General features: G+C 51.3%; 24 protein-coding genes and 1 riboswitch. Of the genes, 16 read left to right on the forward strand and 8 right to left on the reverse strand.

What is annotated here, in order from left to right:
* Positions 1-9 precede the first annotated feature (9 nt).
* From HV037_RS09215 to HV037_RS09225, 3 genes are read left to right on the forward strand one after another with little or no spacing between them, the layout of a single operon-like run.
* Positions 10-1176, forward strand: a complete 1167-nt coding sequence (locus HV037_RS09215; protein ID WP_047418345.1) for an ABC transporter permease — start codon at positions 10-12, stop codon at positions 1174-1176.
* Positions 1169-2116 (forward strand): ABC transporter ATP-binding protein, encoded by a 948-nt coding sequence (locus HV037_RS09220; protein ID WP_103284017.1) that lies wholly within the window; start codon positions 1169-1171, stop codon positions 2114-2116. The genes HV037_RS09215 and HV037_RS09220 overlap by 8 nt, the downstream gene beginning before the upstream one ends.
* Positions 2100-2831: an ABC transporter permease gene (locus tag HV037_RS09225; protein ID WP_049269039.1), complete on the forward strand. Its 732-nt coding sequence runs from the start codon at positions 2100-2102 to the stop codon at positions 2829-2831. Before HV037_RS09220 ends, HV037_RS09225 begins: the two co-directional genes overlap by 17 nt.
* Here HV037_RS09225 and HV037_RS09230 read toward each other — a convergent pair.
* Positions 2812-2919, reverse strand: a complete 108-nt coding sequence (locus HV037_RS09230; RefSeq protein ID WP_003027354.1) for a protein YohO — start codon at positions 2917-2919, stop codon at positions 2812-2814. The two genes, HV037_RS09225 and HV037_RS09230, sit on opposite strands and share 20 nt — an antisense overlap.
* Positions 2920-2993: 74 nt before the next feature.
* Positions 2994-3725 carry an HTH-type transcriptional regulator MlrA gene (gene mlrA, locus HV037_RS09235; RefSeq protein ID WP_016153692.1) on the reverse strand — a complete coding sequence of 244 codons (732 nt, stop codon included), beginning with the start codon at positions 3723-3725 and terminating at the stop codon, positions 2994-2996.
* A 225-nt stretch (positions 3726-3950) separates the two neighbouring features.
* Here mlrA and HV037_RS09240 point away from each other — a divergent pair, with 225 nt between their 5' ends.
* From HV037_RS09240 to HV037_RS09250, 3 genes are read left to right on the forward strand one after another with little or no spacing between them, the layout of a single operon-like run.
* Positions 3951-5636, forward strand: a complete 1686-nt coding sequence (locus HV037_RS09240) for a sensor histidine kinase (RefSeq protein ID WP_016153691.1) — start codon at positions 3951-3953, stop codon at positions 5634-5636.
* The gene (btsR, locus tag HV037_RS09245) at positions 5633-6352 is read left to right on the forward strand and encodes a two-component system response regulator BtsR (RefSeq protein ID WP_016153690.1); all 720 of its coding nucleotides are present in this window, start codon (positions 5633-5635) and stop codon (positions 6350-6352) included. Before HV037_RS09240 ends, btsR begins: the two co-directional genes overlap by 4 nt.
* Positions 6353-6398: 46 nt before the next feature.
* Positions 6399-6869, forward strand: coding sequence for a DUF1456 family protein (locus tag HV037_RS09250; RefSeq protein WP_016156965.1), 471 nt, complete (start codon positions 6399-6401; stop codon positions 6867-6869).
* Positions 6870-6911: 42 nt separating this feature from the next.
* Here HV037_RS09250 and HV037_RS09255 read toward each other — a convergent pair whose 3' ends face one another.
* The gene (locus tag HV037_RS09255) at positions 6912-7370 is read right to left on the reverse strand and encodes a YehR family lipoprotein (protein WP_016156964.1); all 459 of its coding nucleotides are present in this window, start codon (positions 7368-7370) and stop codon (positions 6912-6914) included.
* A gap of 207 nt (positions 7371-7577) precedes the next feature.
* On the reverse strand, positions 7578-9611 hold the full coding sequence (metG, locus tag HV037_RS09260) for a methionine--tRNA ligase (protein WP_016156963.1): 2034 nt from the start codon (positions 9609-9611) through the stop codon (positions 7578-7580).
* A 164-nt stretch (positions 9612-9775) separates the two neighbouring features.
* Between metG and apbC the strand changes: the two genes are divergently transcribed.
* The 6 genes from apbC to HV037_RS09290 all read left to right on the forward strand — a co-directional run bounded on the left by apbC (position 9776) and on the right by HV037_RS09290 (position 16482).
* Positions 9776-10885, forward strand: a complete 1110-nt coding sequence (gene apbC, locus HV037_RS09265) for an iron-sulfur cluster carrier protein ApbC (RefSeq protein ID WP_016153686.1) — start codon at positions 9776-9778, stop codon at positions 10883-10885.
* A 264-nt stretch (positions 10886-11149) separates the two neighbouring features.
* A complete protein-coding gene (locus tag HV037_RS09270) occupies positions 11150-11431 on the forward strand; it encodes a DUF2574 family protein (protein WP_016153685.1) in 282 nt (93 codons plus the stop codon).
* 272 nt (positions 11432-11703) lie between these two features.
* Complete coding sequence (gene yehD, locus HV037_RS09275; protein ID WP_016156961.1) at positions 11704-12243, forward strand: fimbrial protein YehD; 540 nt, start codon at positions 11704-11706, stop codon at positions 12241-12243.
* Between the two features lie 63 nt (positions 12244-12306).
* A complete protein-coding gene (locus HV037_RS09280) occupies positions 12307-12987 on the forward strand; it encodes a fimbrial assembly chaperone (RefSeq protein WP_075849060.1) in 681 nt (226 codons plus the stop codon).
* A 13-nt stretch (positions 12988-13000) separates the two neighbouring features.
* Positions 13001-15487, forward strand: a complete 2487-nt coding sequence (locus tag HV037_RS09285; RefSeq protein WP_137367507.1) for a fimbrial biogenesis outer membrane usher protein — start codon at positions 13001-13003, stop codon at positions 15485-15487.
* 11 nt (positions 15488-15498) lie between these two features.
* Positions 15499-16482, forward strand: a complete 984-nt coding sequence (locus HV037_RS09290; RefSeq protein WP_047359144.1) for a fimbrial protein — start codon at positions 15499-15501, stop codon at positions 16480-16482.
* Positions 16483-16535: 53 nt separating this feature from the next.
* Here the strand turns inward: HV037_RS09290 and HV037_RS09295 are convergent, their stop codons facing one another.
* Positions 16536-16868, reverse strand: a complete 333-nt coding sequence (locus HV037_RS09295; protein WP_103284015.1) for an RcnB family protein — start codon at positions 16866-16868, stop codon at positions 16536-16538.
* 221 nt (positions 16869-17089) lie between these two features.
* Positions 17090-17186, forward strand: a riboswitch (TPP riboswitch).
* A gap of 31 nt (positions 17187-17217) precedes the next feature.
* Here HV037_RS09295 and thiM point away from each other — a divergent pair.
* The 3 genes from thiM to HV037_RS09310 are packed head-to-tail and all read left to right on the forward strand — an operon-like array spanning position 17218 to position 19591.
* On the forward strand, positions 17218-18006 hold the full coding sequence (thiM, locus tag HV037_RS09300; protein WP_103284014.1) for a hydroxyethylthiazole kinase: 789 nt from the start codon (positions 17218-17220) through the stop codon (positions 18004-18006).
* A complete protein-coding gene (gene thiD / locus HV037_RS09305) occupies positions 18003-18803 on the forward strand; it encodes a bifunctional hydroxymethylpyrimidine kinase/phosphomethylpyrimidine kinase (RefSeq protein ID WP_103284013.1) in 801 nt (266 codons plus the stop codon). Before thiM ends, thiD begins: the two co-directional genes overlap by 4 nt.
* 41 nt (positions 18804-18844) lie before the next feature.
* A complete protein-coding gene (locus HV037_RS09310; protein ID WP_101700055.1) occupies positions 18845-19591 on the forward strand; it encodes a GntR family transcriptional regulator in 747 nt (248 codons plus the stop codon).
* On the opposite strand, the gene HV037_RS09315 is transcribed toward HV037_RS09310, so the two are convergent.
* Genes HV037_RS09315 through HV037_RS09325 form a run of 3 tightly spaced genes read right to left on the reverse strand, consistent with a single transcriptional unit; the run spans position 19565 to position 22805 of the window.
* On the reverse strand, positions 19565-20530 hold the full coding sequence (locus tag HV037_RS09315) for a PfkB family carbohydrate kinase (protein ID WP_080858893.1): 966 nt from the start codon (positions 20528-20530) through the stop codon (positions 19565-19567). The genes HV037_RS09310 and HV037_RS09315 overlap by 27 nt on opposite strands.
* Positions 20527-21531 carry an ADP-ribosylglycohydrolase family protein gene (locus HV037_RS09320; protein ID WP_016156954.1) on the reverse strand — a complete coding sequence of 335 codons (1005 nt, stop codon included), beginning with the start codon at positions 21529-21531 and terminating at the stop codon, positions 20527-20529. The genes HV037_RS09315 and HV037_RS09320 overlap by 4 nt, the downstream gene beginning before the upstream one ends.
* A complete protein-coding gene (locus tag HV037_RS09325) occupies positions 21528-22805 on the reverse strand; it encodes a nucleoside permease (protein ID WP_016153674.1) in 1278 nt (425 codons plus the stop codon). The genes HV037_RS09320 and HV037_RS09325 overlap by 4 nt, the downstream gene beginning before the upstream one ends.
* A 252-nt stretch (positions 22806-23057) precedes the next feature.
* Between HV037_RS09325 and fbaB the strand changes: the two genes are divergently transcribed.
* The gene (gene fbaB, locus HV037_RS09330; protein WP_016153672.1) at positions 23058-24110 is read left to right on the forward strand and encodes a class I fructose-bisphosphate aldolase; all 1053 of its coding nucleotides are present in this window, start codon (positions 23058-23060) and stop codon (positions 24108-24110) included.
* The last annotated feature ends 4 nt before the right edge of the window (positions 24111-24114 follow it).

Below are 24114 nucleotides of genomic sequence, written 5' to 3' on the forward strand. Positions count from 1 at the left end.
TTGCAGCAGGTGGGTGTTTTGTCGAATATTTCAGTAAATCGGGTGCTGTTGCTGCTGGTGTTTCTTACCATCGCGGCGGCAGCGCTTCCTTTCATCAGCTATGCTCCCAATCGCCTGGTTTCCGGTGAAGGGCGTCAACTCTGGGATATCCAACCCGACATGGCATGGGGATTAGCGGCGGCCTGTGTGCTGCTGTTTCTTCTGTGCTTTGTACCGGGAAAATCCGGCAATATATTGACGCTTATCGTTAGCCAACTGTTGGTGATTGCGGTGCTGGTCATCGCCGGCACAACGGCAACGTATTTGGCCCAGACGGGTAGTCCTCTGGCCAGAACCAGCCTGGGCAGTGGGTTCTGGTTAGGGCTGGGAGTGATGCTGCTGGCAGCCAGTGACGCCATTCGTCGCATCACCGAACGGGCGTCGTGGCGTTGGTTATTGCACGCACAAATATTCATTTTGCCGCTGGTGTTACTGCTCTCCGGTACGTTTAACGATCTTTCTCTGCTTAAAGAATATGCCAACCGCCAGGATGTCTTTAACGACGCGCTGGCGCAGCATCTGACGATTCTGTTCGCTACCGTGGTGCCCGCGCTGCTCATTGGCGTGCCGCTGGGCGTCTGGTGTACTTTTTCTGTCTCCCGTCAGGGGCCGGTATTCGCGGTACTGAACATCATCCAGACTATTCCCTCCGTCGCGCTGTTTGGCCTGTTAATTGCGCCGCTTGCCGGACTGGTGAAGCACTTTCCCTTGCTGGGTTCACTTGGCGTAGCGGGAACCGGTCTGACGCCTGCGCTTATTGCGTTGGTGCTGTATGCGCTCTTACCGCTGGTTCGCGGCGTAGTGGCTGGATTGAATCAGGTTCCACGCGATGTACTTGAAAGCGCCCGGGCGATGGGGATGAGCGCGCGTCAGCGGTTTATCTCGGTGCAGTTTCCACTGGCGCTGCCGGTCTTCTTGCGCAGTTTGCGAGTGGTGATGGTCCAGACGGTGGGAATGGCGGTGATAGCCGCGCTGATTGGTGCAGGGGGATTTGGCGCGCTGGTCTTTCAGGGATTGCTCAGTAGCGCCGTTGATTTAGTGCTGTTGGGCGTGATCCCGGTCGTTGTGCTGGCTGTGTTGATTGATGCGCTGTTTGATTTAGGGATCGCGCTGCTAAAGGTATCGAATAATGATTGAATTTCGCCATGTCAGTAAAACCTATGGCCAGCAAAAAGCCGTCGACGACCTGAACCTGCAGTTAGGAGAAGGCAGCTTTTCGGTATTAATTGGCACGTCAGGTTCGGGCAAGTCTACCACGCTAAAGATGATCAACCGGCTGGTTGAACATGACAGCGGGCAGATCCGTTTCGCCGGGGAGGAGATCCGCAGCCTGCCGGTGCTGGAGTTACGACGGCGCATGGGGTACGCGATTCAGTCTATTGGTTTGTTTCCCCACTGGACCGTCGCGCAGAATATTGCCACCGTACCGCAGCTGCAAAAGTGGTCACGTTCACGTATTGATGACCGAACAGATGAACTAATGGCGCTACTGGGCCTCGAGGCGAGTTTGCGTCACCGTTATCCGCATCAGCTCTCCGGTGGACAACAGCAGCGGGTTGGGGTTGCGCGTGCGTTGGCCGCAGATCCGCAGGTGCTACTGATGGATGAGCCTTTTGGCGCGCTGGACCCGGTCACCCGCGGCGCGCTGCAGCAGGAGATGACGCGTATCCACCGTTTATTGGGACGTACCATTGTGCTGGTGACGCATGATATCGACGAGGCGCTGAGACTGGCGGAGCATCTGATTTTGATGGATGCGGGAAAAGTTGTGAAGCAAGGCACGCCGCTGTCGATACTCACTGCGCCAGCGAATGATTTCGTGCAAACTTTTTTTGGCCGCAGTGAACTGGGCGTAAGGCTGTTGTCGCTGCGTACGGTAGGGGATTTTATCCGTCGCGGTGAACACTCAGACGGCGAGCCGCTGGTGGATGAGATGACGCTACGTGATGCATTGTCGGTGTTCGTGGCGCGTGGCTGCGATGTCTTGCCGGTCGTGACGCCGCAGGGGTTACCCTGCGGGACGCTTCATTTTCGCGATTTGCTTTCGGAGACGCCGACCCGTGAAACGTCTTGCTGATCCATTGCTATGGCTTGTTGCGCTGTTTCTGATCCTGTTGGTGGGGTTGCCCCACAGTCAGGTCCTGTTTAGCTCGCTATTTCCGGCGCTGCCGCGTCCCGTGTATCAGCAGGAAAGTTTTACGGCGCTGGCGTTGAGCCATTTTGCGTTGGTGGGGATTTCAAGCCTTATTGCCGTCATCATTGGCACCGGAGCGGGAATAGCGGTAACCCGGCCCTGGGGCGCGGAATTCAGGCCGATGGTGGAAACGATTGCCGCCGTGGGGCAGACATTTCCTCCGGTCGCCGTGCTGGCGATCGCCGTACCGGTGATGGGGTTTGGGCTTGAACCCGCGATTATCGCGCTGATTTTGTATGGCGTGTTACCAATCTTGCAGGCAACTCTGGCAGGACTCGGCGGAATTTCTCCCAGCGTGATGGATATCGCCAGCGGAATGGGCATGAGTCAGGGCCAGCGGCTGCGGAAAGTGGAGTTGCCGCTGGCGGCACCGGTTATTCTGGCGGGAATTCGCACGTCGGTGATTATTAATATCGGCACCGCTACGATAGCCTCAACCGTCGGGGCCAACACATTGGGCACGCCGATTATCATCGGGCTGAGCGGGTTCAATACCGCCTATGTGATTCAGGGGGCGCTGCTGGTCGCGCTGGCTGCGGTGATCGTTGACCGCGGGTTTGAGCGATTAGCGAGCCACCTTACCCGGCACGTAAAATGAATGTGTAGCCTGCCAGCATGACGCCGCCGATACCGCCGATGGCCATCAGCAGGAAGAGGGTGATGACACCGATTTTAGCTGCGCTCATTATGCACTCCTTATGTGAATCTAAGGATTGTACACGTTTGTTAACAGAATATTAAGAGCCGATCCTGGTTGGCTTTAAATACCGAGCGGATAAATATCGTGACCTAACGCGCGCCATTCGTTCAGTTGTTGCTGCTGAGCGGGCGTTTGGCTTTCACCGCACCAGACCAGTAAGGTTCGGCCTTCAAACAATTCCGGTCGCAATTGGTTTAGCGAGTGGGCGAGGACGTCAACGCGCCATCCCTGCTGGCTGGCAACCCAACCCTCCAGCCATAAGCGGGTGGTATCATGAATGTTCCAGCCGACAACCAGGGCATCTTTACCCTGTTTCTTGCGCGCCGAGGCCAGACAAATCGCGATGTAGTTGATGAGGACACCGTCGAGGATCCCCAGTAACGCCTGCAGGATCGGCTGCTGACATTGCAGGCGGCGGCGTAACGGAATGAACAAATGGGTGTTGAGCGTTTGTGCGGGATAATCCTGACCGCGCTCTTTGATCCACATCCTGAGGCTATGCAGATTATTACTTTGCAAATAGCTCAACAGCGTCTCTTGCTGTTCGCGCCAGCCGTTATGCACATCAATGTTCTCGTTACTGAGCAACATTTTTACCTTACTGACCTGAACGCCGTTATTTATCCAGCGTTTTATCTCACGGATCCGGTCGATATCCGCGTCGTTAAACAGGCGATGCCCGCCGTCTGTTCGCTGCGGTTTCAGTAATCCGTAACGCCTCTGCCACGCGCGTAAAGTGACAGGGTTGATATCACAAAGCAAAGCCACTTCACCTATTGTGTAAAGCGCCATCGTCGTCTCACTTATGCTCGCGAGGTCCCAGTTTTACTTTAGACGCTCTTTTGCGAACCAGGTAGTTTTGTCTGTTTTTTGATCAACAAATGGGTGAATTTGTAGTCATGCTCGCGCTTTCGAGTGATCGTTCTCACAAATTCCTTTTTTTTTGCAACACTTCAAAGAAAGTTACGCGCAGCCCATGTATGTTACGCGCTTTTAAGTGATGTGTGGTTGGCAGGTATGTACGAGTTTAATCTGGTGTTGCTGCTGCTTCAGCAGATGTGTGTGTTTCTCGTTATCGCGTGGCTCATGAGCAAAACGCGTTTGTTTATCCCGCTGATGCAGGTCACGATCCGGCTCCCGCACAAGCTGCTTTGCTACGTTACCTTTTCCATTTTCTGCATTTTGGGCACCTATTTCGGGCTGCACATTGATGATTCTATTGCTAATACCCGTGCTATCGGCGCGGTGATGGGTGGGCTGCTTGGCGGCCCGGTGGTCGGCGGTTTGGTCGGTCTAACCGGTGGCTTACATCGCTATTCAATGGGCGGAATGACTGCGCTCAGTTGCATGATTTCGACCATTGTCGAAGGTTTGCTCGGCGGGCTGGTGCACAGCGTGCTCACCCGTCGTGGCCGTACCGATAAAGTCTTTAGCCCACTGACCGCGGGTGCCATTACTTTTGTCGCCGAACTGGTGCAGATGCTGATCATCTTGTTAATCGCCCGGCCGTTTGACGATGCGTTTCGGCTGGTCAGTAATATCGCCGCGCCGATGATGGTGACGAATACCGTGGGTGCAGCCTTATTTATGCGTATTTTGCTCGATAAACGGGCGATGTTTGAAAAATATACCTCTGCTTTTTCCGCCACTGCGCTCAAAGTTGCCGCCTCAACGGAGGGTATTTTGCGCCAGGGGTTTAACGAGGTTAACAGCATGAAGGTCGCTCAGGTGCTGTATGAAGAGCTGGATATCGGTGCTGTGGCAATTACCGACCGCGAGAAGCTGCTGGCATTTACCGGCATTGGTGACGATCACCATCTACCCGGAAAACCTATTTCGTCGTCGTACACCCAACGGGCGATAGAAACCGGAGAGGTGGTGTATGCCGATGGGAATGAAGTCCCTTACCGCTGTTCTTTGCACCCGCAATGCAAATTAGGCTCGACGCTGGTGATCCCTTTGCGGGGGGAAAACCAGCGGGTGATGGGGACCATCAAACTGTATGAAGCCAAAAACCGCCTCTTTAGCTCGATCAACCGCACGCTGGGGGAAGGGATCGCTCAACTGCTTTCTGCGCAGATTCTGGCCGGGCAGTATGAGCGGCAAAAAGCGATGCTTACGCAGTCGGAAATCAAACTCCTGCATGCACAGGTGAACCCCCATTTTTTGTTTAATGCGCTCAACACCATCAAAGCCGTGATCCGACGTGATAGCGAGCAGGCCAGCCAACTGGTGCAGTATCTGTCGACGTTCTTTCGCAAAAACTTAAAACGTCCGTCGGAGATTGTGACGCTGGCTGATGAAATTGAGCACGTTAATGCCTATCTGCAAATTGAAAAGGCGCGATTTCAGTCGCGCCTGCAGGTGACTTTAACGGTGCCAGATGCGCTTTCGTATCAGCAATTACCTGCCTTTACCCTACAACCTATTGTGGAGAATGCCATTAAGCACGGTACCTCTCAGCTACTGGATACCGGCGAAGTGTCGATTACCGCCCGCCGCGAAGGGCAGTATCTGATGCTGGATATTGAAGATAACGCCGGGTTGTATCAGCCAACGTCTGAGGCCAGCGGATTGGGTATGAATCTGGTTGATAAACGACTGCGCGAGCGGTTTGGCGACGATTTTGGCATCAGCGTAGCGTGTGAACCTGACCGCTTTACCCGAATCACTTTACGACTTCCTCTGGAGGAACTGGCATGATCAAAGTGCTGATTGTCGATGACGAACCGTTAGCGCGGGAGAATCTGCGGATCCTGTTGCAGGCGCAAAGCGACATCGAGATCGTCGGCGAATGTTCGAATGCGGTGGAAGCCATCGGCGCGGTACATAAACTGCGTCCGGATGTCCTGTTCCTTGATATTCAGATGCCGCGTATCAGCGGTCTGGAAATGGTTGGCATGCTTGATCCTGAGCATCGTCCGTATATTGTTTTCCTTACTGCCTTTGATGAATATGCGGTGAAAGCTTTTGAAGAACACGCGTTTGATTATCTTCTCAAACCGATTGAAGAGGCGCGACTGGAAAAAACGCTGAGCCGTTTGCGTCAGGAGCGCACGAAGCAGGATGTATCGCTACTGCCGGAGAATCAGCAGGCGCTGAAGTTTATTCCGTGCAGCGGCCACAGCCGAATCTATCTGCTGCAAATGGATGACGTGGCGTTTATCAGCAGCCGCATGAGCGGCGTGTATGTGACCAGCAGCGATGGTAAAGAAGGTTTCACCGAACTGACGCTCAGAACGCTGGAAAGCCGTACACCTTTGCTGCGCTGCCATCGGCAATATCTGGTGAATATGGCGCAATTGCGGGAGATCCGTCTGGAAGAAAACGGTCAGGCCGAACTGATTTTACGCAACGGGCTGACAGTTCCGGTAAGTCGCCGTTATCTTAAAAGCCTAAAAGAGGCGATTGGACTGTAAAACTGATACACTGCGCGCCATTGCATCACCGACAGTTGAAGGCTCTATGCTAAGTAACGATATTCTTCGTAGCCTGCGCTACACCCTGAAAGCGAACAATAACGACATGGTGCGTATTCTTGCGCTTGCTGACATGGAATCCACCTCCGCAGGTTTTGATACCTGGATGACAAAAGAAGATGAAGCCGGGTTTATTCGCTGCCCGGATATCATTCTCTCCGGATTTTTAAACGGTCTGATTTATCATCTGCGTGGTAAAGACGAGTCTGCGCCGGAACTGGCGCTTGAGCGTCGTGTTAACAACAACACGGTGCTGAAAAAGCTGCGTATCGCCTTTTCGCTGAAAACCGATGATATTCTTGCCATTATGACCGAGCAGAAGTTTCGTGTGTCGATGCCTGAAATTACCGCCATGATGCGCGCGCCGGATCATAAGAACTATCGCGAATGCGGCGATCAGTTTCTGCGTTACTTCCTGCGGGGTTTGACGTCGCGAGTGCACAAAACGAAAGCGTAAAACGACGCTGGCGACCGCGATGAATATCGGGTCGCCAGGGTGTTATTTCACTTCTTTAAAACCCGCCGATTCCATTACCGTTTGCATTTGCTTCATGCTGATATTTTTATCGGCTTTCTCAGAAAGCTTCATCCCGGAAATTGCCTGCAACGCTTTTATATCGACTTTTTCCATATCAATAGTGACATTTTCCTGTGCGTAGGTATCTGTATAGGTGAGCTTTTCTTCTACGCCTGCAATATTTTGATATTTGGCGCTTAACGCATCGAATACTTTTGCGGCTTCCTCTTTATTGCTGGCGCCGACAGACGCATAGCTGATTTTACTTTCGGAGCTTTGTTTCAGAACTTTGTCACCTTTATAGGTGTAAGAGACGGTGATATCCGAACCGTTAAGATTGGCATTGAATGTTTTCGTTTCTTCTTTATCACCACAACCCGCCAGGGAAAAAACCACAACCGATGCCACGGCGAGAGAAACTAATTTTTGTAACGCTGTCATGTAAAACTCCATTTTATGAATATCGAATGCTAAATAATAACGCCAATGAATATGAGGGCCGGGCGGCCTTAATAGCAGAGCAGTATAGAATAAATCTAATAGCGATGGCTAAGCAGTCCGAAAATGGAGTGGGGGAGTGTGTTTAAGATTAAAGGTAAATCACTCAGCAAAAAAAGCGCTGCAGTTGCAGCGCTCGAGATGTCTGATTTATTTCACCTGTTGGCCAGGTTTTGCGCCTTCGTCCGGGCTTAACAGGAAGATATCTTTCCCGCCAGGACCTGCCGCCATGACCATCCCTTCAGAAATGCCGAAGCGCATCTTACGAGGTGCCAGGTTAGCAACCATAATGGTCTGACGTCCAACCAGGGTCTGCGGATCCGGATAGGCAGAACGAATACCAGAGAAGACGTTACGCTTCTCGCCACCGAGATCCAGCGTCAGACGCAGCAGTTTGTCAGAACCTTCCACAAACTCGGCGTTTTCAATCAATGCCACGCGCAGGTCAACTTTGGCGAAATCGTCAAAGGTAATGGTTTCCTGAATCGGGTCATCCGCCAGCGGGCCGGTTACCGGTGCGGCAGCGGCCTTCACTTCTTCTTTCGACGCTTCCACCAGCGCTTCAACTTGTTTCATGTCGATGCGATTGTAGAGCGCCTTAAAGGTGTTGACCTTGTGACCGAGCAGCGGTTGCTTAATGGCATCCCAGCTCAGCTCGCTGTTCAGGAAAGCTTCTACACGTTCAGCAAGCGTTGGCAGAACCGGTTTCAGGTAAGTCATCAGGACGCGGAACAGGTTGATACCCATGGAGCAGATCGCCTGCAGGTCGGCATCGCGGCCTTCCTGTTTAGCAACGACCCACGGAGCCTGTTCGTCAACGTAGCGGTTTGCCACATCGGCCAGCGCCATGATTTCACGGATAGCTTTACCAAATTCACGGCTTTCCCATGCTTCGCCAATCACCGCAGCAGCGTCAGTGAAGGTTTTATACAACGCCGGGTCGGCCAGTTCAGCCGCCAGTACGCCGTCAAAACGCTTGCTGATAAAGCCTGCGTTACGTGATGCCAGGTTGACTACTTTGTTGACGATATCGGCGTTTACACGCTGAACGAAGTCCTCCAGGTTCAGGTCGATGTCATCAATGCGTGAAGAAAGCTTCGCTGTGTAGTAGTAGCGCAGGCTGTCGGCGTCAAAGTGCTTCAGCCAGGTGCTGGCCTTAATGAAGGTACCGCGAGATTTGGACATCTTCGCACCGTTTACCGTCACATAACCGTGTACGAACAGGTTGGTCGGCTTACGGAAGTTGCTGCCTTCCAGCATCGCCGGCCAGAACAGGCTATGGAAGTAGACGATGTCTTTACCGATGAAGTGATACAACTCAGCGTCGGAATCTTTCTTCCAATACTCATCAAAACTGGTCGTGTCGCCGCGCTTATCGCACAGGTTTTTGAACGAACCCATATAGCCAATTGGTGCATCCAGCCAGACATAGAAGTACTTGCCTGGCGCATCCGGGATTTCAAAACCGAAGTATGGGGCATCGCGGGAAATATCCCACTGCTGCAGGCCGGATTCGAACCATTCCTGCATTTTGTTGGCGACCTGCTCCTGCAACGCGCCGCTGCGTGTCCAGGCCTGTAGCATCTCGCTGAATGACGGCAGGTCAAAGAAGAAGTGTTCGGAGTCGCGCATTACCGGCGTCGCGCCAGAAACGACGGATTTCGGCTCGATAAGTTCGGTCGGGCTGTAGGTTGCGCCGCAGACTTCACAGTTATCGCCGTACTGATCCGGAGATTTACATTTCGGGCAGGTGCCTTTAACGAAACGGTCCGGCAGGAACATGCCTTTTTCCGGATCGTAAAGCTGGGAGATAGTACGGTTCTTAATAAAACCGTTCTCCTTCAGGCGCGTATAAATCAGCTCAGACAGCTCACGGTTCTCTTCGCTGTGCGTAGAGTGGTAGTTGTCATAGCTGATGTCAAAACCCGCAAAATCAGTCTGATGCTCCTGACTCATTTCACCGATCATCTGCTCTGGCGTGATCCCAAGCTGCTGTGCTTTCAGCATGATTGGCGTACCGTGTGCGTCGTCCGCGCAGATGAAGTTAACCTGGTGGCCGCGCATTCGCTGGTAACGGACCCAGACATCAGCCTGGATGTGCTCCAGCATATGGCCGAGGTGGATAGAGCCGTTGGCGTACGGCAGCGCGCACGTTACCAGAATTTTCTTCGCGACTTGAGTCATAGTGGGCAATTACTTCTTTTGTAGTGAAAAGGGCTTTGATAGTACCAAAATGGTAATTACTGCGCCAAGCGATAAGGGCATTTATCCGTAAATGAATAATTGTTGCGGTTGGAGTAAACTACCTGGTGACTATTGTATTTTCAGAACAACAAAAAGGAGTCGGGATGAACGCACAATCCCAGGCCAAATCACCAGAGACCCTGCGCGCGATGGTTGCCGGGACGCTGGCGAATTTTCAGCATTCAACCCTGAAGCATAATCTGACGACGCTTAAAGCGTTGCACCACGTCGCCTGGATGGATGACACGTTGCACGTTGAGCTGGTCATGCCGTTTGTCTGGCAGAGCGCGTTTGAGGACTTAAAAGAGCAATGTAGCGCCGATCTGCTGCGTATTACTGGTGCGAAAGCGATCGACTGGAAACTGTCGCATAACATTGCGACGCTGAAACGCGTGAAAAACCAGCCGGGCATTAATGGTGTAAAAAACATCATCGCCGTCAGTTCGGGTAAAGGTGGTGTGGGTAAATCCTCAACTGCCGTGAACCTGGCGCTGGCGCTGGCTGCGGAAGGGGCGAAGGTAGGGATTCTGGACGCCGATATTTATGGCCCGTCAATCCCGACGATGCTCGGTGCGGAGAACCAGCGTCCAACCTCTCCAGACGGTACCCATATGGCGCCGATCATGTCTCACGGCCTGGCGACAAACTCTATTGGTTATCTGGTTACTGACGATAATGCGATGGTGTGGCGTGGCCCGATGGCCAGCAAAGCCCTGCTGCAGATGCTGCAAGAAACCTTATGGCCGGATCTTGATTACCTGGTACTGGATATGCCGCCGGGTACGGGTGATATCCAGTTGACGCTGGCGCAAAACATTCCGGTCACGGGGGCTGTTGTGGTGACCACTCCGCAGGACATCGCGCTGATCGATGCGAAAAAAGGCATCGTGATGTTCGAAAAAGTCGAAGTGCCAGTGCTGGGTATTGTTGAGAATATGAGTATGCATATTTGCAGCAACTGCGGTCATCACGAGCCAATCTTCGGCACCGGTGGCGCGCAGAAACTGGCTGAGCAGTATCACACCCAACTGCTGGGACAGATGCCGCTGCATATTTCTCTGCGTGAAGACCTGGATCGTGGTACGCCGACGGTCATCAGCCGTCCTGACAGCGAATTTACCGCCATTTACCGCGACCTTGCAGGACGTGTCGCTGCCCAGCTCTACTGGCAAGGGGAAGTGATCCCGGGTGAAATTGCCTTCCGCGCGGTGTAATTAATAGCGTTACAAATATTCACTGTATCAATAATGCATTGATGCAGTGAATATATTGGATGAAAAATCTCACTCAATTATTTATCCGGACTGTATAATTCATGTCTTTTTCTGAATAAACACCCTCAATGCATCATTTAAATTGATCAAATTGGTCGAATTAATCTACAATCTCAATTGGTCTTAGCGAGGCAGTTAATCCATAATCTACTGGAAAGACGGCTTGTGTGCTGTTTCCCAACCGATACAGGAATAATGAACGTAATGAAAAAAAATTTATTCTTGGGAGTTATTACTTTGGCTTATGGAATGAGCGCTTCTGCTTTCGCCACAGATACTGCCACCCTGAATATCAATGGTCGGGTAACTGAACCCACCTGTAGCGCTGATGTTGTAAATAACGAAGTGCAGCAACGCTGTGGCAATGCCATTTCCTTTTCAAACGTCAGAGCGGGTGTTTCAAATCCAACAAAAGGTGCGGTAACTGAAATTGTTACTATCACCGGTGACGCTACACGACAAATTGTGATGACGCGTTACGATTAAACGTCTTTTATCAGCCATACATTATTATTGTGAATAATACGTGGCTGATCATTTTTCTGAAGAATTCCATTCCGACAGTTAATCTCGTAAATTTATTAATTTAAAAGAATAAAAAAATCGACTGATTTGTTTCTATTATATTGCGCTTTGCAATTTGTTTTAAATCAATAAAACAACGCGTTTACATTGCGGTAACGTTTCTGGTGTGCGAATTTAATTTCACGGGTTAAGTCCTCTTAACCAATAGAAGTTAATTCATTAAGGAATATACGATGAAACGTTCAATTATTTCCGCTGCTGTTCTGTCCGCTGTAGTTATGAGCGCTGGGGCTTTTGCTGCTGATTCTGATCAGGGTGAACTGATTATTACTGGTAAGGTAGTAGGGACCACCTGTAAATTTACAGGGGATACCACTGCGACCATTGGTATGAACCAAATTGGTGCTGACAGATTAAATGCCTTAAGTGCTGGTGGTGTTTATGAAGGATACTCAAATAAAACCACCGTGCCATTGACGGTTGAATGTACAGGAAGTAAAGCACCAAAAATTACTTTCTCCAGTTCTCAATTTGACAGCAATAATAAATATATTACACGAAATACCGCAGCAAATAATGGTGCTGGCTTCACCGTTTACTATGGTGATGATTTTACTAAACAGGTTAACCCCGATACAGGTATTGAGTTAACTAAAACTGCGGACAATAAATATACTCTGAACTTTAGCGCACGCTACGCGAAAATTGGTTCTGCCGATGTCTCCGCTGGTGATGTGGCCTCTTCGCTGACGATGACTGTTGTTACTGATTAAGATGACTATCCTGTTTGTCGGCGGCTCCGGCCGCCGATTATTTCCGCAGTAAGGATAATTATAATGAAAAAAATACTCGTGTTTTTACTGGCCGGTACAGTAATGCCTGCGTGGGGCGGCATATACATTTACGGCACCCGTGTCATTTATCCGGCGCAGAAAAAAGAAATTACCGTGCAATTAATGAATGAAGGCAGTCGCAGCTCGCTGGTTCAATCCTGGATAGATGACGGAGATACCAGTCTGCCACCCGAAAAAATCCACGTGCCATTTGTAATGAGCCCTCCGGTGGCAAAGGTCAGCGGAGGCTCTGGTCAACAACTGAAAATTAAGCAATTGGCAAATACGCTACCGGAAGATCGTGAAAGTCTTTTTTTCCTGAATGTGTTAGATATTCCTCCTAATTCTGCGGAATCAGAAGGCAAGAACATGATTAAATTTGCTATGCAGAATCGCATCAAATTTATATATCGCCCGCAGGGTATCGCCGGTGTAGATGAAAAAAGCTTTTCTCGCTTAAGCGTCAGAGATATTAGCGGTGGCATTAATATCAAAAATAATTCTGCTAACTGGATTACTATTCCTGAACTAGTGGGTAATTCAAAAATAAACAGCGAGACAGTATTACTTGCTCCGTGGTCAGATAAAAAGGTCATCACCACTGCTGTCGTTAATCATTACAAGGTTACTCTTATTGATGATCACGGAAACTACTTAAGTAAAAAAATAAAGACGGAAAGATAGTCAAGGATTGATTATGTCAAAGATAAATTCTATTACACTGTCAATCCTGTCGGTGTTGGCCGCTTCATCCGTATGGGCTGAAGAAGACACGTTTGATACCCACTTTATGATCGGCGGTTTGAATGGTGAGAAAATCTCTCGCTATCAAATTGATGGCGATAAGCCAATGCCCGGTATATATGAAATGGATGTTTATCTTAATAATAAGTGGCGTGGTCGGTACGATATTGATATTAAATACGATCCCGAACTGACATGTCTGTCCTGGGCACAATTGCAGCAAATTGGTATTCGCACCGGGAATATTAAAACGGATAAACAAGAAGGCTGCGTGCCGCTGCGTGCAGCAGTGCAGGGCGGCAGTGTTAGTTATGACATTGGGGAGTTTATTCTAAATTTAAGCGTACCTCAGGCGTATGTGGTTGAATATGAACCAGGATATATGCCGCCTGAAACCTGGGACCGTGGGGTAAACGCTTTTTATACCTCTTATTACGCCAGCCAGTATTACAGTAATTATAAACACGGTGGTGATGATAAAAGCAGCTATGTGAACCTGAATAGCGGGTTGAACCTGCTGGGGTGGCAGTTGCATTCAAGTGACAACTATACGAAAGGTAACGAGGGCAACGGCAAATGGAAGAGCAACACGTTATATGTGGAACGTGGTGTGCCGTCGATTCTTGGTACATTGCGCGCTGGTGACATGTATACCGGGGCAGATATTTTTGATGCCGTACGTTTTCGTGGTGTGCGTATCTGGCGCGATATGCAAATGTTACCAAACTCAAAACAGAATTTTACCCCTGTAGTTCGTGGGATTGCTCAGAGCAACGCCCTGGTAACCATCGAACAAAATGGTTTTGTTATTTACCAGAAAGAAGTGCCACCAGGCCCATTTGCTATTGATGATCTACAACTCGCTGGTGGCGGTTCGGATTTAGATGTCAGTGTGAAAGAGGCTAACGGTTCGATATCTCATTATCTGGTGCCTTTTTCATCTGTGCCAAATATGCTGCAGTCTGGCGTATCGAAATATGATTTCGCTGCAGGGCGTAGCCATATTGAAGGGGCTGGCAATCAGTATGATTTCCTGCAAGGGAGTTATCAGTATGGTCTGAACAATCTGCTAACAGTCTATGGCGGTACAATGCTGTCGCAAAACTATTCTTCATTTGTGCTTGGGACTGGCTGGAATACCCCCATTGGCGCAGTATCGGTAGACGCCACGCGATCGCATAGCGAGCAGGATAATGGTGATGTTTTTGATGGTCAGAGCTATCAGGTTGCATGGAACAAATATGTCACGCAGACCGGTACGCAGTTTGCACTGGCAGCTTATCGTTATTCCTCGCGGGATTATCGTACCTTTAATGACTACGTGTGGGCGAATAATAAAAATAACTATAATCGCGATAAAAACGATGTTTATGACATTGCGGACTACTATCAAAACGACTTTGGCCGCAAGAACAGTTTTTCACTGAATATAAATCAAGCGTTACCCGAAAACTGGGGATCCCTGGCGGTCAGTGGCCTGTGGCGCGACTATTGGCAACGCAGTGGAAACGGCAAAGATTATCAGCTTAGCTACTCTAACGCCTGGCAGCGAGTTAGCTATACCGTTGCCGTGAGTCAAACGTACGATGAGGACAACCACGAGGATAAGCGTTTTAACCTGTATATCTCCATCCCGTTCTCGTGGGGGGACGGTATTTCCACTCCTCGACGCGATCTGTTCGTCTCTAATTCCACGACGTTTGATAATGACGGCTTTCAGTCGAATAACACCAGCTTAAGCGGGGTGACGGGTCATCGCGATCAATTCAGCTATGGTGCCAACCTCAGTCAGCAACGACAGGGGAACGAGACAACGGCGGGCGTTAGCATGGTCTGGCGCGCGCCAGTGGCGACTGTAGGCAGTAGTTACAGCCAATCGAATAAGTATCAACAGGCCAGCGGCAATATTCAGGGGGGGATCGTGGTGTGGTCTGAGGGCGTGGCTCTGACTCCCCGGCTTTCAGATACATTCGCCATTGTTAAAGCGCCTGGGTTACAGGGTGCGGCTGTGCAAGGGCATCGTTACCTAACAACCAACAGTAAAGGTTACGCGGTTTACGACAGTCTGACGCCGTACCGTGAAAATATGCTGATGCTGGATCTTTCCGACACTAATAGCGATGTGGCATTACTGGGCAATCGAAAAGGTACAGTACCTTATCGCGGTGCGGTCGTGATGACGGAGTTTGAAACCGATCGGCGCAAACCCTGGTACTTCCTTGCCGAGCGTCCGGACGGCTCTCCGTTATCTTTCGGTTATGAAGTGGAAGATGATATCGGTAATAATGTTGGCCTGGTGGGGCAGGGTAGTCGGTTATTTATTCGCACCAACGACATTCCCGCGTCGGTACATGTTGCAGTTAATAAACAGCAGGGACAGTTCTGTACAATTACCTTCGATAGGGTGATTGATGAGAATAAAGTCTATATTTGCCGATAAGGATGCAAGATATGAAAGGATACGTATTTTTGATATTTTTGCTGCTGTCATCCTTTGGCGCTGATGCCGGGTGTACATTTCAGACGAAAAATGGCGGGTTAGCGACAATTAATCTGGATATGACATCTGGAACGGCAATAAATCAAATTAATCTCAGTTCCAGTGGCAACATAGTGTGTACAGCCAACAGTGATAGCTTATATTATACAACACCGCTTAAGGATTACATTGTTGCAATTCAGGGGGGCAGCGGCAAGAAGGTTTTAATTAATATCAATCTGACCAGCAATGATTTTCCAGTAAGTGTTGGTAAGAAAACGGTTAGTGCCGGCGAAGTGCTGGATACCAAAAGTTTCACCATCTCAGCAAGATATGTAAATTCAGGGACTATTAAGCAGACAGTATCCGGTGATGCGTTTAGTCTGAGCGACCCGGCAGTAAGTATTACCTCTGATAATTCTTGTACTTCAAACTGGCTAGCTTATCTTTATTGCTGGGTTACCGGACGTTTATCGAGTAATTCAGCTTTTACACAGAATTTAAGCTTTACAGTAACGCATCAACCCACCACGTGTCAGTTTTCATTACCCCGATACGAAATTAAAATGCCAGATACCACATTGAATGAGATGCTCACGGTTAATAATACCAAATCGGGTTCCACAAATCTGGTATTGAATTGCGAAAGTATATATAACGTTACTACCAATCCCGTCACTTTTAAAGTGGTGCGCGGTGACTGGGATGAAAGCGGGAAAATACTAAAAAACACGATAGCGAATGGCGCCAAAGGGGTGGGGTTCCAGATATATAATGGCACCGCGACTTCTCCTCTAAAACAGGGGGATAATCTGATGAACAGAATGACCAAACTGGAAGCAATCAGTAATCAGTACACTTTCCCTATCACTGCGAAATATGTTCGCGTGACAGGGGAATCATTACTGCCTGGTGAAATACAAAGTAAAGTGATATTTGCAGTATCTTATGACTAATTGATTTGCGGGTATTTCACGTACTTTCTTGCTGAAAGTACGTGTTTTTTCTATTAACGATGATAAAAAATCTCGCCGTCGTAGGCTTTAATGATCTTACCGTCAGCATCGTTGATCAGCACGTACGCACCACCCATGTAGGTCCAGTGGGTACTGGCGGTAGGTGCTGGCAGGTTGCGTTGGTTCCATTGCTTAATCGCATATTCGTCAGTACGGTACAGCGGTGGGACCGTGTCACCAGGTTTAAAATGGGTAAAATCGGCGATGAAACCGCTCAACTCATACTTATCAATTCCGGTGGGAGCAGCTGTTGCGGCCGGCGCGGCCCAGACGACGCTGCTTGCAAGCAGGAGTGCACCCAGCAACATTTTATTCTTCATACCCATCCTCTTTACCTGTTCGGGTCATCAACATCAGTCGTGTATCATTCCTGGCTTATAGGGCATCTGACAAGAACTTTTTTGTGATCACGCCAGTCATTTCGTAAAAAGTGTAAATGAATGTACAGATTAGCTGCAACCTTACCCCGTAATTTCGTGGAGGGCCATGGTGCTGCGCTAATTTACATCATCAAGCGTAGGCAGTATTCTGTTACCGAAACTTGTGTTTCAACGACTCGGGGTGCCCCATCGCTGATGGGCTGAGAAATACCCGTACCACCTGATCTGGATAATGCCAGCGTAGGGAAGTCTGACACTGCTCGTGTCCCTTCTTCGCGCGGGCAGGAGCTGAACCATGCAGCCTGACCTGCACAGCCGCGCACTCGCGGCTCACACCTTACACCAATTTAGAACGCTTTCCCCTCTCACACACTGCATGACCAACGAGGTCGTGCAAAGCTTTACGGCCAATACGCTGCTGGCGCTGGGCGCATCACCTGCAATGGTAATCGAGCCTGAGGAAGCCAGTCAGTTCGCGGCTATTGCCAGTGCATTACTGGTTAACGTCGGCACCTTAACTCGGGAACGGGCTACGGCGATGCGCGCCGCAGTTGAGCGGGCACAACTTGCTAAAACCCCGTGGACGCTCGATCCCGTTGCCGTGGGGGCGCTGGAGTTTCGTCGTCGCTTCTGTCTGGATTTGTTGGCGCTACAGCCTGCAGCTATCCGCGGCAACGCTTCGGAAATACTGGCTCTGGCGGGTATGAACGGCGGGGGACGCGGCGTGGATACGACCGATACGGCAGCCGCTGCGCTTCCCGCAGCGCAGGCACTGGCTCGTCAGGTTGGGACCATTGTCGTGGTTACCGGCGAAATTGACTATGTCACCGATGGTCAGCGTACCGTCTGCGTGAACGGGGGTGACCCGTTGATGACGCGCGTGGTGGGCACCGGATGCGCGCTGTCGGCGGTCGTTGCGGCCAGTTGCGCCCTGCACGGTGACCGGCTTGCTAACGTCGCCTCCGCCTGTAGCTGGATGAAACAGGCCGGACAAATAGCCACTCAGCAATCAACCGGACCGGGCAGTTTTGTCCCGGCATTTATCGACGCCCTCTATAACCTCAACGCGCAGGAGCAACTATGAAACGGATTAACGCATTAACCATTGCCGGAACCGATCCTAGCGGTGGCGCAGGTATTCAGGCCGATTTAAAAACGTTCTCGGCGCTTGGCGCTTACGGCTGCTCGGTTATCACGGCGTTGGTGGCGCAAAATACGCGCGGGGTGCAGTCGGTGTATCGCATTGAACCTGACTTTGTCGCCGCACAACTGGATTCGGTGTTCAGTGATGTGCGTATCGACACCACGAAAATCGGTATGCTGGCGGAAACGGATATTGTTGAAGCGGTCGCCGAACGCTTGCGTCGCCATCGGGTGCAAAATGTCGTGCTGGATACCGTGATGCTGGCGAAAAGCGGCGATCCGTTGCTGTCTCCTTCGGCGGTTGAAACGCTGCGTACCCATTTGCTGCCGCAGGTTTCGATTATCACCCCAAATTTACCCGAAGCTGCGGCGCTGCTTGGGGGTACCCATGCGCAGACTGAGCAGGAGATGTTAGAGCAGGGAAGGGCGCTACGGGCGCTGGGTTGTGAGGCGGTGTTGATGAAAGGCGGTCATCTGGAGGATGCGCAAAGCCCCGACTGGCTCTTTACCCGTGATGGCGAACAGCGTTTTACCGCGCCAAGGGTGATGACCAAAAATACCCACGGTACTGGCTGTACGCTATCGGCGGCGCTGGCGGCGCTGCGTCCGCGCCATGACAACTGGGCACAGACAGTGCAGGAAGCTAAGTTGTGGCTTTCAGCGGCATTGGCGCAGGCCGACACCCTGGAAGTCGGTGAGGGAATTGGTCCGGTGCATCATTTCCACGCATGGTGGTAATGAGTATACTGGCTGCAGAAACGGCTGCAGGAAAAAGATAAATGGAACAAGCGCATACCCAGCTTATCGCGCAACTGAATGAACGTATTTCCGCGGCAGATAACACGCCGCTGTATATGAAATTTGCGCAAACGGTGAAAAACGCTGTGCGTAGCGGGATTCTGGAGCATGGAAACATCCTGCCCGGCGAGCGCGATCTCAGCCAATTGACTGGCGTTTCGCGAATTACGGTTCGTAAGGCGATGCAAGCCCTGGAAGAAGAAGGCGTCGTGACGCGCGCCCGCGGTTACGGGACGCAGATCAACAACATCTTCGAGTATTCGCTAAAAGAAGCGCGTGGTTTTTCACAGCAGGTGGTGTTGCGCGGTAAAAAACCAGATACGCTGTGGGTTAACAAGCGGATTGTGCCTTGCCCGGAAGAGGTAGCGCAGCAGCTGGCTGTTGCTATGGGGAGTGACGTCTTCTTGCTCAAGCGCATTCGCTACGTAGATGAAGATGCGGTTTCTATTGAAGAGTCATGGGTTCCTGCCCATCTAATTCATGACGTGGATGCCATTGGCGTTTCACTGTATGACTATTTTCGCAGCCAGCATATTTTCCCGCAGCGCACTCGCTCACGTGTCAGTGCCCGCATGCCTGACGCAGAGTTCCAGGCGCACATTCAAATGGACAGCAAAGTGCCGGTGCTGGTGATCAAGCAGGTAGCGCTTGACCAGCAGCAACGGCCCATTGAATACAGCATCAGCTATTGTCGAAGCGATCTATACGTGTTTGTGTGCGAGGAGTAACGCCTCGCGCGTAGGGGCGCAATCGCCCCCGCGATGCCCTACCACCCAGGACGCCACGGCGTTTCCAAGCAGTACCGCGTCAGCCAGCGACCAGCCAGACGCCAGTCCCGCCAGCATGCCGCCAGCGTGGCTGTCACCAGCGCCAATGGTATCAACGACCGCTGTCGCAAATGCCGGTACGCAACCGGAAGTTTGGGTGCTGAAATACCACGCACCGTCTTTATCGTGGCGTACCACCACCGGTGTGGCAAAACGTTGCACCCATTGTGCGCCAAAACCTTCTATATCCTGGCTTAATGCAAACCGCTCGGCGGCAATTTCCGCCTCCTGCCGATTGAGCGATACCAGTGGACGGCAGGCCATAATTCTTGCCAGTAAGGGCTCGGGAATGTCGCCGATGCGTGGGCCAAAATCGATAAATGGCGTCACTTCCTCCAGCCCTTCCAGCCAATGCACCAGCAACTCACCACACGGAGAGGCTAACTGATAGCCCGAGAGATAAACCAGGCTGTGACGTGGGATCTCCAGCTGTGCCAGCCAGTCAGCGTTCCACTGATTTTCGACGCCACTAAAGGACATAAAGGTACGTTCGCCATCCGGCTCGACCAGAGCGAGACACCAGCCGTTATCGCCTGCGGCGTTATCGATCAGGCTGTGCAGTCCCTCTTTTGCCATCCGGTTGCGGATAATATCGGCCCACACCCCCTGACCCAGCGGTAAAGCATTACTGGCGTCGATACCTAACCGCTTGAGTGCTACGGCGATATTGAGCGCGCAGCCGCCAACGTTCACCCCTTGCTGTTTGAGTTCAATGTCACATCCGCGCCAGGGAAGGGCATACGCATCGGCAATGACATCAATCACCGCCGCACCCACCACCGTAACGGGTCGCTGTGTGCGTAACTGCGGGAGAAGTTGTTGCAGACGCGTGGTGCTCATAGTGCCTCCCGCTGCTCGCGCAGTCGCATCAATCCACTGGCGTAGCGGATAAAGTCCAGCTGATTTACCGCATCGAGCTCATGTTTCAATGCCGGATTAATCGCACTTACGCCGTGGAGCGCGCCACAAATGGCGGTTGCCATCGCCCCGATGGTGTCGGTATCGCCCCCGAGGTTCGCGCACAGAATGGCGCAGCGGTTAGGATCGGTCTGCGCCAGCTCAACCATAGCGATGGCGCAAGGCACGGATTCAATGGTACTGGTTCCGGCCCCTACAACCTGATACAACTGCTCGCAGGCAGATTCAATGCCGTCAGCGTTACGGACAATTTTCAGCGCCAGTTCAAGGCGTGCACAGAGCGATGCGCTAAAGGTAGTGATCCTTTTTTGCTGCGCATGCCGGGCAATGGCTGGCAGCGCGTCGACAATCTCTGACCATTTTCCGCCATCGATAGCGCGTGATACCGCCCACGCGACCACCACTGCGCCAGCAATAGCCAAATCCGATTTATGTGTCGGGCTGGAGGCTAATGCCACATCATCGATAAAGGCATCGAGATCGCGCGCGGGGAGCAGGCATCCCAGCGGTGAAACGCGCATTGCCGCTCCGTTGGTAACGCCGTTATTTTCCAGTTCGGCGACAGGTTTGCCGTCGCGAATGGCTTTTAGCGCAATTTTTGAGGTCGGGCCGAGCACGTTTTTATTAAAAGCATCAAAACGTTCGGCCCAGGCCAGAATATTGCGGCCAATAACGTCGGGTACAATCTCTCCGTCGCACTCAAGCAGGGCATCAGCCAGACACAGCGCCATGGAGGTGTCATCAGTGAACTCCGCCTGGTTAAAATAGCAGGCGGCATTATTCTCCGCAGGGCCGGGCAAAAAACGGTCGATCCAACCGAAATGGGCTTTAACCCGGGTTCTTGGCCACAGTTCCGACGGCATACCCATCGCATCCCCTAACGCCTGCCCATAAAGAGCACCGAGAATACGTTCTGCTTTCATTTTACTTCCCCTTGTTTCAACGCTACATCGCGATCGTCCACCTTAATGGCGGTGATTTCTTTATCTGACTCGCGAAAGAAAATCATAAACATTACGGCAATGACGGCGATCATGACCGCGCCAAATCCCCACATGCCAGCCCAGTTAAAGGTAAGACCATTCACCGGTTCCTGATAAGCAAACATTTTTTCCATCATTACGCCGCCCAGACGATAACCGAGCAGGCTACCGAATCCCTGACAGCAGAGGGTGATAAGCCCTTGCGCCGCGGTGCGCATATGTACGGGCGCTTTTTTATCGACATAAATGTAGGCTGTGACGTAGTAGAAGTCGTAACTGACGCCGTGCAGCAGAATGCCGAGAAACAGCAGAGCGTAAGTGAAATATTCTTCCGCGCCGCCGTAAACGAAAAATCCGTAGCGGATAGCCGCAGTAATAAGACCAAGCAGCAATACCTTTTTAATGCCAAAGCGTTTGGTGAAAAACGGTAGCGCCAGCATAAAGAAGATTTCAGAGAACTGGCCCAGCGTCATCCAGCCGGTGGCGTTTTTCATCCCGACTTCTGTCAGATAACCGTTGGCGAAGATGTAATAGAACGCCAGCGGCATCGCGAACAGAAAGGAGCAAAAGAAAAAGACGAGGAAGTTCTTATCCCGCAGCAGGATCAGCGCATCCAGACCCAGCATGACCTTGAAATCCATTTTGCCGGTACTTTTCGGCGGCGTATCCGGTAAAAAGAACGCAAAGACGCCCAACAGAGCCGAGCTTCCGGCAGTGATAAGCAGAGGAATATTGGTAGGGGAGATGTCACTATAGCCAAGCATTTGCGGTAAGAAACCGCAGGCCAAACCAGAGGCGATCCAGCCAATGGTCCCCATCACACGGATGCGCGGGAAATCACGCTCAACATCACTGACGTTGGCAAAAGCGATACTGTTGGTCAGCGCAATCGTCGGCATATAGGTCAACGAATAGGCCAGTAACAGCGGGAAAAATCCGCTGAAGGTGGTTTGCTGGGCGGCGAAGTACATCAAAATAGCGCCGACGAACATCAGCACCGCCAGCACTTTTTGCGCGGAGAAAAAACGGTCAGTGACAGAACCGACCAGGATGGGCGACAGGATCGCAGCAATCGCGGTACAGGCGTAGGACCAGCCGATCTCCCCGGCGCTAAAGCCACTTTTACTCAGCCACAGCCACAGCGGTACAAACCAGGCGCCCCAGATAAACCACTCTACAAACATCATGAACGACAGCTTAACTGTAGTTTTCATCTTTAAATCCTTCATGACAGGTAAGGTACGCACTGATAGTACCATTCGATAATACCTTTAAAATACCTTTGAGGTCTAAATTTGACCGCCTTAACATTATTTCTTCCTGAATCGAGCCAGCAGAAGTTGCTGAAAAGTGCGCTAAAGATGGAAAAAAAACGCAGTCGGTACCAGGCTTATTGCTGCCCGCAACAAAGCGGGTCAGGACAATCCACATTCCGGTTTCAAATCGGAACTTACGGGAGCATAGCTATGACTGATATTGCGCAGTTGCTTGGCAAAGATGCCGACAACCTTTTACAGCATCGTTGTATGACCATTCCTTCTGACCAACTTTACCTGCCTGGACATGATTACGTCGATCGCGTGATGGTGGATAACAACCGTCCGCCAGCGGTGCTGCGTAATATGCAAACGCTGTATAACACGGGCCGACTGGCCGGGACAGGTTATCTGTCGATTCTACCGGTGGATCAGGGCGTGGAACACTCCGCGGGGGCATCGTTCGCGGCTAACCCGCTGTACTTTGATCCGAAGAATATTGTGGAACTGGCTATCGAAGCAGGGTGTAACTGCGTGGCATCGACCTATGGCGTGCTGGCTTCCGTCTCCCGTCGCTACGCGCACCGCATTCCGTTTCTTGTAAAAATTAACCACAACGAAACGCTGAGCTACCCCAATACGTTTGACCAGACGCTGTATGCCAGCGTAGAACAGGCATTCAATATGGGCGCGGTTGCGGTAGGGGCAACCATCTATTTCGGTTCAGAGGAGTCCCGTCGCCAGATTGAAGAGATTTCTGCGGCGTTCGAGCGTGCTCATGAACTGGGCATGGTCACCGTGCTGTGGGCGTATCTGCGTAACTCCGCGTTTAAAAAAGATGGCGTGGATTACCATGTTTCCGCCGATCTCACCGGGCAGGCTAACCATCTGGCAGCCACTATCGGGGCGGATATCGTTAAGCAGAAAATGGCGGAAAATAACGGCGGGTATAAAGCAGTCAACTTTGGCTACACCGACGATCGCGTTTACAGCAAGCTGACCAGCGACAACCCAATCGATCTGGTGCGTTATCAGCTGGCGAACTGCTATATGGGGCGCGCCGGATTAATTAACTCTGGCGGTGCGGCTGGCGGCGAAACCGATCTGAGCGATGCGGTACGTACGGCGGTGATTAACAAACGTGCTGGCGGCATGGGGCTGATTCTTGGACGAAAAGCATTCAAGAAAACCATGGCTGACGGCGTTAAGCTGATTAACGCCGTGCAGGATGTTTATCTGGACAGCAAAGTCACCATTGCCTGATTCC

It is taken from the genome of Citrobacter sp. RHBSTW-00017 (assembly GCF_013797615.1).
Taxonomy (GTDB): Bacteria; Pseudomonadota; Gammaproteobacteria; order Enterobacterales; family Enterobacteriaceae; genus Citrobacter; species Citrobacter braakii.

Coding starts and splice junctions, on each gene's coding strand:
- HV037_RS09220 (WP_103284017.1), top strand. CDS start 1,169: ATGATTGAATTTCGCCATGTCAGTAAAACCTATGGCCAGCAAAAAGCC.
- HV037_RS09230 (WP_003027354.1), bottom strand. CDS start 2,919: ATGAGCGCAGCTAAAATCGGTGTCATCACCCTCTTCCTGCTGATGGCC.
- mlrA (WP_016153692.1), bottom strand. CDS start 3,725: ATGGCGCTTTACACAATAGGTGAAGTGGCTTTGCTTTGTGATATCAAC.
- HV037_RS09240 (WP_016153691.1), top strand. CDS start 3,951: ATGTACGAGTTTAATCTGGTGTTGCTGCTGCTTCAGCAGATGTGTGTG.
- btsR (WP_016153690.1), top strand. CDS start 5,633: ATGATCAAAGTGCTGATTGTCGATGACGAACCGTTAGCGCGGGAGAAT.
- HV037_RS09250 (WP_016156965.1), top strand. CDS start 6,399: ATGCTAAGTAACGATATTCTTCGTAGCCTGCGCTACACCCTGAAAGCG.
- HV037_RS09255 (WP_016156964.1), bottom strand. CDS start 7,370: ATGACAGCGTTACAAAAATTAGTTTCTCTCGCCGTGGCATCGGTTGTG.
- metG (WP_016156963.1), bottom strand. CDS start 9,611: ATGACTCAAGTCGCGAAGAAAATTCTGGTAACGTGCGCGCTGCCGTAC.
- apbC (WP_016153686.1), top strand. CDS start 9,776: ATGAACGCACAATCCCAGGCCAAATCACCAGAGACCCTGCGCGCGATG.
- HV037_RS09270 (WP_016153685.1), top strand. CDS start 11,150: ATGAAAAAAAATTTATTCTTGGGAGTTATTACTTTGGCTTATGGAATG.
- yehD (WP_016156961.1), top strand. CDS start 11,704: ATGAAACGTTCAATTATTTCCGCTGCTGTTCTGTCCGCTGTAGTTATG.
- HV037_RS09280 (WP_075849060.1), top strand. CDS start 12,307: ATGAAAAAAATACTCGTGTTTTTACTGGCCGGTACAGTAATGCCTGCG.
- HV037_RS09285 (WP_137367507.1), top strand. CDS start 13,001: ATGTCAAAGATAAATTCTATTACACTGTCAATCCTGTCGGTGTTGGCC.
- HV037_RS09290 (WP_047359144.1), top strand. CDS start 15,499: ATGAAAGGATACGTATTTTTGATATTTTTGCTGCTGTCATCCTTTGGC.
- HV037_RS09295 (WP_103284015.1), bottom strand. CDS start 16,868: ATGGGTATGAAGAATAAAATGTTGCTGGGTGCACTCCTGCTTGCAAGC.
- thiM (WP_103284014.1), top strand. CDS start 17,218: ATGCAGCCTGACCTGCACAGCCGCGCACTCGCGGCTCACACCTTACAC.
- thiD (WP_103284013.1), top strand. CDS start 18,003: ATGAAACGGATTAACGCATTAACCATTGCCGGAACCGATCCTAGCGGT.
- HV037_RS09310 (WP_101700055.1), top strand. CDS start 18,845: ATGGAACAAGCGCATACCCAGCTTATCGCGCAACTGAATGAACGTATT.
- HV037_RS09315 (WP_080858893.1), bottom strand. CDS start 20,530: ATGAGCACCACGCGTCTGCAACAACTTCTCCCGCAGTTACGCACACAG.
- HV037_RS09320 (WP_016156954.1), bottom strand. CDS start 21,531: ATGAAAGCAGAACGTATTCTCGGTGCTCTTTATGGGCAGGCGTTAGGG.
- HV037_RS09325 (WP_016153674.1), bottom strand. CDS start 22,805: ATGAAAACTACAGTTAAGCTGTCGTTCATGATGTTTGTAGAGTGGTTT.
- fbaB (WP_016153672.1), top strand. CDS start 23,058: ATGACTGATATTGCGCAGTTGCTTGGCAAAGATGCCGACAACCTTTTA.